Source organism: Cronbergia sp. UHCC 0137, assembly GCF_034932285.1.
In the GTDB taxonomy this organism is placed as follows: Bacteria; Cyanobacteriota; Cyanobacteriia; order Cyanobacteriales; family Nostocaceae; genus Cronbergia.
The window spans coordinates 83,415-90,687 of sequence record NZ_JAYGHC010000022.1 but is presented as its reverse complement, the minus strand read 5'-3'; the positions used below and the strand labels follow the sequence as shown (position 1 = coordinate 90,687).

Sequence of the window (7,273 nt, the reverse complement as noted above, 5' to 3'; positions counted from 1 at the left end):
AAAACAGTATTAAATCTGGTCAAGTGATAGGTAAATGAACAGTTTCAACGCTTATTCCTTGCACTTGATTCACCTTGTTCACCATCACTAAGCCCTAAATAAATTATTCAATTTAATATACTCTCAAGAGGGATGTGCTTTTTACTTCTTCCTCTATGAGAGGCTGATATTCTTGACTAGAAAATGGGTAAAAATTGTCTGTACACAAAGCAGTTATTTGACATAGTAGCCGAAACTGGAGCGGTGTGGACGGTAGATTTACACGTTCTACACGCAGTTCTACAAAGGTAGAGGGTGTAAGAAGTTGGGAAACTTCACTTACTAAGTAACGTGGGCAATACCCTACGATATAATGATCCTCTGTGTGCAGAGTTAATGCCTGAGAATCATGAGCATTTTGCACCTCGCGAGCTAACCATAATTTTTCTCCAATCTCAAAGCGGTTAATCCGCTCAATTGCAGATTCTGGCAGATATCGCAACCCATGAGCGAAAAAATACAACTGATATCTTCCTCTCTCATCTGGCTGTGGACAGGGAAAAACAGCAAGTGTGTCTGTTTTCTTTTCTCCACCACTACGAGCTAAAATTGTCATTGGTTCTGCTTCTTGTTCACCAATATTCAGCAGTTTCAAAAATTCTGTATAATCAGGTCGGGAACGAGACATCAAGCGATTTGAAAAGACAGGAAATAAATAGGTTGATGTATATACTTGGTTGATTTCCGGGAAGGAAAACAAAGGTCTAAAATCAGACTTTTCTTGTGCCGCTTTTACGCCTTGAGTGTAAACGAACTTGTATTTCCCCCCATCAAATGTTAAACGACCAATAGAAAACCAAGCGCGACTATTGGTGTCTTGCCAAGCCAAAAATAATGTTTGAGGAGTTTTCACTGTAGTGTTTTCCTTAAATCCAGCAGCCTTTTTTGATTAAATTCGAGAATTTTCTGTGCAAACTCAATTGCAATAGTTGAGATTCGCTCTTTGTGAATGCGGCTAAATATATCTAGCGTATTCGCACTGGAGATATGTTCAAGGCATTCAAGCCAATAAATGGCTGCTTGGGGGTAACGAAGAGCAACTTGGTGAAATACATCAAAAATCTTTAAGGGTTTTGTATTTTCAACATTACCATAAAAAGCAGAACTACATTTTTTTGCATACGCCTCTATTGAGCGTTTCTGTCTCTTTTCATCCAAAAGTTCACGTCCCAAACATGAAGCATGATCATAGGTAGGTGCTAAATGTACTGTTTCTTCTGATGCACTCTTTTTTCTTACTAAACCCCAATTTTCATGGTGACGATCTCCATTACCAACCCAAGCATCTAACAAGAGGTAACCAACAAAAACCTCTACTGCTGTTTGAATATTGCTTGGTGGTGTCCAGCCGATAGGGAGATTGATATGATCGGCTTCAATTTCTTTCAGCACAATATCTATTGTATGTTGTGAAACGCCGTAATTTTCAAATATGGGGTAGTCTGGTACAATTGAACTCAGAATTTGGTTTCCATGTTCAAGAATCCCTCCATTTGGCAAAAAGGAGGGTGAAACTACACCACGATTTCCTTCCCAGTTTTCTGCTAGATGATAAACAGCGTGGGGTAATCCTAAAAGTTCACATAACTCAGATGCTACTTTCTCAGCCCAATCTTCACCTATCGTTTGTTGTTTGACTTGCTTGTATAGGCACCAGCCATGTTCTTCATGCTCAAACCAAAACTTATATTTGCTGCCCATGTCTTCACTACTGGAAAGCTGATAATGGTTTTCTGTCACAAAAATGATGGGAAATTCAAAAGCGGATTGCATCAGAATCATTGACAATAAACATTTTTTACAACTAACTGCGTTTTAACGCTTAACTCTGAGACAATCTTTTTACTTCTTCACCCCCTAACATCTGATGCGCTTTGGCTAACATTTGCGGGATTTTATCAGCTTGGGGACTTTGGGAAAGACATTCTCTCAGGTCTAATTCTTCTAGCTTATCGGCTTTGTTACCAGGAAACCAATGACTACCATTTCCTAAAAGATTGTATCGCATTTTACCATAATCTACCATATCGTAGGCGATCGCTAAATTTAATAACCATAAAATTACCCGCATATTAACTTGACCAGGGGTTTCTTCCCAACTGGGTAAATTAGTTTCCCAGGTTTTCACCCAGTCTTCTGACAAAGTTGCGATAGCTGTTGATTCTAACTTATCTAAAATTGGTGGTAAAATCTCTGAAGCCCGATCTAGCAATTCTAAAGTTTTTAAATGTTCATCAAAGTCTTCTGGTTTTGCAGCCCCTAAACTTAATGTATGCACTTGGGGATGACTTAAACAAAACAAATCATTAAACACCATTGGACTTAAAGGAGTGCAAAGTTCAACTAATTTTTGCGGTGGTTTATATAACAAACCTCCCTTATCAGAGGGACTAATAATAAAGACTCCCATATCATGACGATTAGCCGCTTCAATTGCTGGCCAATTCCATTGATTAATATAGTACCAATGCAGATTTACATAATCAAATAAATTAGTATTAATCGCCTGAATAATTGTATCTGTAGAACCATGAGTAGAAAAACCAATAAATCTAACTTTTCCCTCTTTTTGTAATTGCTGTGCTACCTGTAAACAGCCACCAGAACGGATACTATAATTAAAACTTTCATCATTATTAATTCCATGTAATCCCAGCAAATCAACATAATCTAGCTGCAAATAAGCCAAAGATTTTTCAAAATTCTCCCGAAATATTTTTGCATCAGCTACGATAGGGACTTTTGTTTGTACAATTAACCTTTCGCGGGGGAACTGGGGTAATATTCGCCCTAACTGCATTTCCGAAGTTCCATAACCACGGGCAGTTTCAATATGATTAATTCCCAGTTCCACAGCACGGTGAATTGTCGCTGCTAAATTTTTCTGGTTATCTGCTGGAATTTCCTCCGGTGCTACATCTTGCCATTTAAATTGATAACGCATTCCTCCACAAGAAAACACTGGCATTTGTAGTTCTGTGCGTCCAAATCTTCTGTATAACATCGGCTGACTTTAGATTATTATTAAATAATTAGATAAATTTAAGGGTGCATTATTTCACTAAACAAACATGATCAATACACCCATTATATTAGAAATCTCTGATTAATTACATCTGCCTGACTATTGGTTTACCATCAACAACTTCACCAATCAGAACTAAATCTACACAATTAACGAAAATACCATTTTCCAGAACACCGGGAATGTTATTTAAGGTTGTTTCCAAATTTACAGGGTCGTTAATATGATCAAATCTGACATCTACCACCATGTTACCTTGATCAGTAATAACTGGACCGGCTTTTCTAACACCCATGCGTAACTCAGGTTTACCACCGAGTTTTTTAATTGCATTAAGTACGGGAGTAATAGCCATTGGGATCACTTCAACCGGCACAGCAAAACTAGAACCCAAACGCTCTACCAACTTACCACTATCAACCACAACGATAAATTGATTTGCCAGATAATCTACCACTTTTTCGCGGGTATGGGCTGCACCACCGCCTTTAATCAAGTTTTTGTGGGGGTCAACTTCATCAGCCCCATCAATGGCAATATCAATGTGGTCAACAGCGTCTAAAGTGGTAAGAGGGACACCGTACTGTTTAGCCAACACTTCCGACTGGAAAGATGTGGGGATACCAACGATATCTGTAAGTTCACCAGACTTGATGCGATCGCCCAAAAATTGTATTGTGTAGGCTGTGGTTGACCCCGTACCTAAACCAACAATTGAACCCGATTTTACCAAAGCGGCGGCGGCTTTGCCAACTTCTTGTTTCATCAACTTTACGGGGTCTGCTGCTACGGACATTCCTAAATCTCCTGAAAAATTAACTTTGAAAAAAAACACTCTCACAGCCGACTATACTACATTTTAAAAAGTAAACAGTAAAAAATAAAAATTAAATACAGGAATGACTACTCACTATCCTCACAGTTCCCTGTTCCCTCTCTCAACGAATGAATTTAATTTTGTCCGACTACTTAATCGCCATGGAAACTTTAACAAAACACAAAACGTCATCTGAATAGCTTGAATATCCTGTAACTTACGGATACAGAGTAAAGCCATTTGTATACAGATTTAGCAGATTTAAAAGGGGGGATAATCATGAGGCATTTACTAAGTACAATTTCCTTATTAGCACTATTACAAATTTTGCCAACAATTGACCAGGCGGCAGCGAAAGAAAATAGTCCAGCTACAGAATCGAATGCTATTCAAAAAGTAGTTAATGCCAAGGTAATGGATAATTTTCCCGACGGAGAGTTTTATCCAGAAAGATTAATTAGTCGGGCAGAATTAGCATCTATTTTAGTGAAAGCATTTGAGCTAGAAAACCGTCAAGCTACTAAACAAGAAAAAATAATTGTCCTGCCAGATGTACCGAGTAATTACTGGGCATATCAAGACATACAGACAATCCTCAAAAATGATATCATGCAGGGTTATCGCGGAGGTATGTTTTTCCCCAATCAAAGAATAACAAGAGCAGAGGCCTTAGCTATTTTCGGACAGGCTTACGGAGTATTTCAATTTACGGATGATACAGTAAATGAGATGCTTAAACCATATCCAGACGCGGGATCTATACCTAGTTGGGCTAGGAAAGCGATCGCTACCCTAGTAGCCGAAGAATTAATCAAAACAGACAGTCAAAATAATATTAACCCATTACAGCCCATGACCCGTGGTGATATGGCTCACTTGTTAAGTGAATATTTACAACGTCAGGGAATCAGAAAACCAGAGAAGACAAAGTGAATCACAACAAACCAAAGTTATACTACTAAAACAATCAACAACAGTCAGATTTTTGTCGTCACCTATCAGGTGGCAAAATCTAACCATGCCAAAAGTAGAGTTGAAGAGGAAAACCCTATAATATGCATCTGAGTGAAATAACCCATCCTAACCAGTTGCATGGTTTGTCAATTCGGCAATTGCAACAAATTGCTCGTCAAATTCGAGAAAAGCATCTACAAACCGTTGCCGCAACTGGGGGGCATTTAGGCCCCGGTTTGGGAGTTGTAGAATTAACTTTAGGGCTTTACCAGACACTAGACCTAGATCGGGATAAAGTGATATGGGATGTAGGACATCAAGCCTATCCTCACAAACTACTCACAGGACGCTACAGCGACTTTCACACTCTCAGGCAAAAAAACGGAGTTGCAGGTTATCTAAAACGCTGTGAAAACAAGTTTGACCATTTTGGTGCAGGACACGCCTCCACCAGCATTTCCGCCGCCTTGGGAATGGCTTTAGCTCGTGACCTAAAAGGGGAAAAATTTAAAGCCGTCGCCGTGATTGGGGATGGGGCTTTAACCGGGGGCATGGCCTTAGAAGCCATTAACCACGCTGGACACCTACCTAAAACTAACGTGTTGGTGGTACTTAACGACAACGAGATGTCCATCTCTCCCAATGTCGGTGCAATTCCCCGCTATCTCAATAAAATGCGCCTGAGTTCACCGGTGCAATTTATCAAAGATAATCTAGAGGAACAACTCAAACAAATTCCTTTTGTTGGTGAATCCCTTTCACCGGAACTCGAACGGATCAAAGAAGGGATGAAGCGTTTAGCTGTACCGAAAGTTGGTGCAGTTTTTGAAGAACTGGGTTTTACCTACATGGGTCCAGTTGATGGACATAACTTAGAGGAATTGATTGCCACATTCCAACAGGCACATCAAATTACAGGCCCGGTTTTGGTTCATGTGGTGACAACAAAAGGCAAAGGCTATGAAATTGCTGAACTTGACCAAGTAGGCTATCACGCCCAAAACCCTTTTAACCTAACCACTGGAAAAGCAATACCTTCTAGCAAACCCAAACCCCCCGCTTATGCTAAAGTCTTTTCCCACACTTTAGTCAAACTTGCTGAACAAAACCCGAAAATCGTCGGGATTACCGCAGCAATGGCTACAGGTACAGGTTTAGATAAATTACAAGCGAAATTGCCGCATCAATATATTGATGTGGGCATTGCTGAACAACACGCCATCACCTTAGCTGCCGGGTTAGCCTGTGAAGGTATGCGTCCCGTCGCTGCCATCTATTCCACCTTTTTACAACGTGCCTACGACCAAATTATCCATGATGTCTGTATTCAAAACTTGCCTGTATTCTTCTGTTTAGATCGGGCAGGAATTGTCGGTGCTGATGGACCTACTCACCAAGGTATGTATGATATCGCTTACCTACGTTGTATTCCCAACATGGTAATGATGGCACCCAAGGATGAAGCAGAATTACAACGGATGGTGGTAACTGGTATTAATCACACCAGCAGCCCTATAGCCATGCGCTTTCCCCGTGGTAATGGTCATGGTGTACCCCTGATGGAAGAGGGTTGGGAACCATTGGAAATTGGCAAAGGAGAAATTCTCCGTACTGGTGATGATGTGTTAATTCTGGGCTATGGCACAATGGTCTATCCAGGAATGCAGGTAGCAGAAATTCTCAGCGAACACGGTATTGAAGCCACTGTGATTAATGCCCGGTTTGTTAAGCCTTTGGATACAGAGTTAATTTTACCTTTGGCTAAACAAATTGGTCGTGTGGTGACTTTGGAAGAAGGTTGTCTGATAGGTGGCTTTGGTTCTGCGGTGGCTGAGGCTTTAATGGATGCTGATATTTTAGTTCCTCTGAAGCGCCTTGGTGTACCAGATGTATTGGTAGATCATGCCACACCTGAACAATCTTATGCAGAATTAGGATTAAGTAGTCACCAAATTGCTGAAACTGTTTTGCAAGCTTTCTTTAAGAAAGAATTAGCTGCTGTAGTCTAATATCCTGTCCATGTTTTGTAGGTTGGGTTCAATGAAATACAACCCAACCCATTAGACATCTCCAGAAACTAAATATGCGTGACCTAAAACCCCTGTAGAGACTTTCCATGGAACGTCTCTACAATCTTTACCAGAGATGTCTATTGACTGGTTTCCTTCCCTCCACCCAACCTTGTACGTTAAATAGGACTTATGCACTGTACAAAATGCAGATGATATGTATAAACAAAATTGCCTAGTTTCAGGCTTTATTTTGTAGTCTGTAGGGTGCGTCAGACAGAATAATTTAGGCTAAAATCACTAACTTTCAGATTCTGACGCACCTGACTTCATCTAAATCAGTGCGGTGCGTCAGATCCAAAAAATCTGTTGTTTCCTAAATTATCGGGTCTGACGTGGTTGGTGAGCTTGCCGAACCACACCCTACAA

6 protein-coding genes are annotated in these 7,273 nt (G+C 40.3%); 2 read left to right on the top strand and 4 right to left on the bottom strand.

The window, feature by feature from the left end; translation table 11 throughout:
- Positions 1–112: 112 nt before the first annotated feature.
- The 4 genes from VB711_RS13540 to rpiA all read right to left on the bottom strand — a co-directional run bounded on the left by VB711_RS13540 (position 113) and on the right by rpiA (position 3,860).
- Complete coding sequence (locus tag VB711_RS13540) at positions 113–892, bottom strand: HIRAN domain-containing protein (protein WP_323286594.1); 780 nt, start codon at positions 890–892, stop codon at positions 113–115.
- Positions 889–1,812, bottom strand: a complete 924-nt coding sequence (locus VB711_RS13535) for a HipA-like protein (protein WP_323286593.1) — start codon at positions 1,810–1,812, stop codon at positions 889–891. Before VB711_RS13535 ends, VB711_RS13540 begins: the two co-directional genes overlap by 4 nt.
- A gap of 49 nt (positions 1,813–1,861) precedes the next feature.
- Complete coding sequence (locus tag VB711_RS13530) at positions 1,862–3,043, bottom strand: aldo/keto reductase (protein WP_323286592.1); 1,182 nt, start codon at positions 3,041–3,043, stop codon at positions 1,862–1,864.
- Positions 3,044–3,149: 106 nt separating this feature from the next.
- Positions 3,150–3,860: a ribose-5-phosphate isomerase RpiA gene (rpiA, locus tag VB711_RS13525; RefSeq protein WP_323286591.1), complete on the bottom strand. Its 711-nt coding sequence runs from the start codon at positions 3,858–3,860 to the stop codon at positions 3,150–3,152.
- A 300-nt stretch (positions 3,861–4,160) separates the two neighbouring features.
- Between rpiA and VB711_RS13520 the strand changes: the two genes are divergently transcribed.
- Positions 4,161–4,814, top strand: coding sequence for an S-layer homology domain-containing protein (locus VB711_RS13520; RefSeq protein ID WP_323286590.1), 654 nt, complete (start codon positions 4,161–4,163; stop codon positions 4,812–4,814).
- A gap of 122 nt (positions 4,815–4,936) precedes the next feature.
- Entirely contained in the window at positions 4,937–6,844 is a 1,908-nt protein-coding gene (dxs, locus tag VB711_RS13515; protein WP_323286589.1) for a 1-deoxy-D-xylulose-5-phosphate synthase, read from the top strand.
- Positions 6,845–7,273: the final 429 nt, after the last annotated feature.

Excerpts from the sequence above, each read along its gene's own strand:
- VB711_RS13535 (WP_323286593.1), bottom strand. The coding sequence starts at position 1,812 with ATGCAATCCGCTTTTGAATTTCCCATCATTTTTGTGACAGAAAACCAT.
- VB711_RS13530 (WP_323286592.1), bottom strand. The coding sequence starts at position 3,043 with ATGTTATACAGAAGATTTGGACGCACAGAACTACAAATGCCAGTGTTT.
- rpiA (WP_323286591.1), bottom strand. The coding sequence starts at position 3,860 with ATGTCCGTAGCAGCAGACCCCGTAAAGTTGATGAAACAAGAAGTTGGC.
- VB711_RS13520 (WP_323286590.1), top strand. The coding sequence starts at position 4,161 with ATGAGGCATTTACTAAGTACAATTTCCTTATTAGCACTATTACAAATT.
- dxs (WP_323286589.1), top strand. The coding sequence starts at position 4,937 with ATGCATCTGAGTGAAATAACCCATCCTAACCAGTTGCATGGTTTGTCA.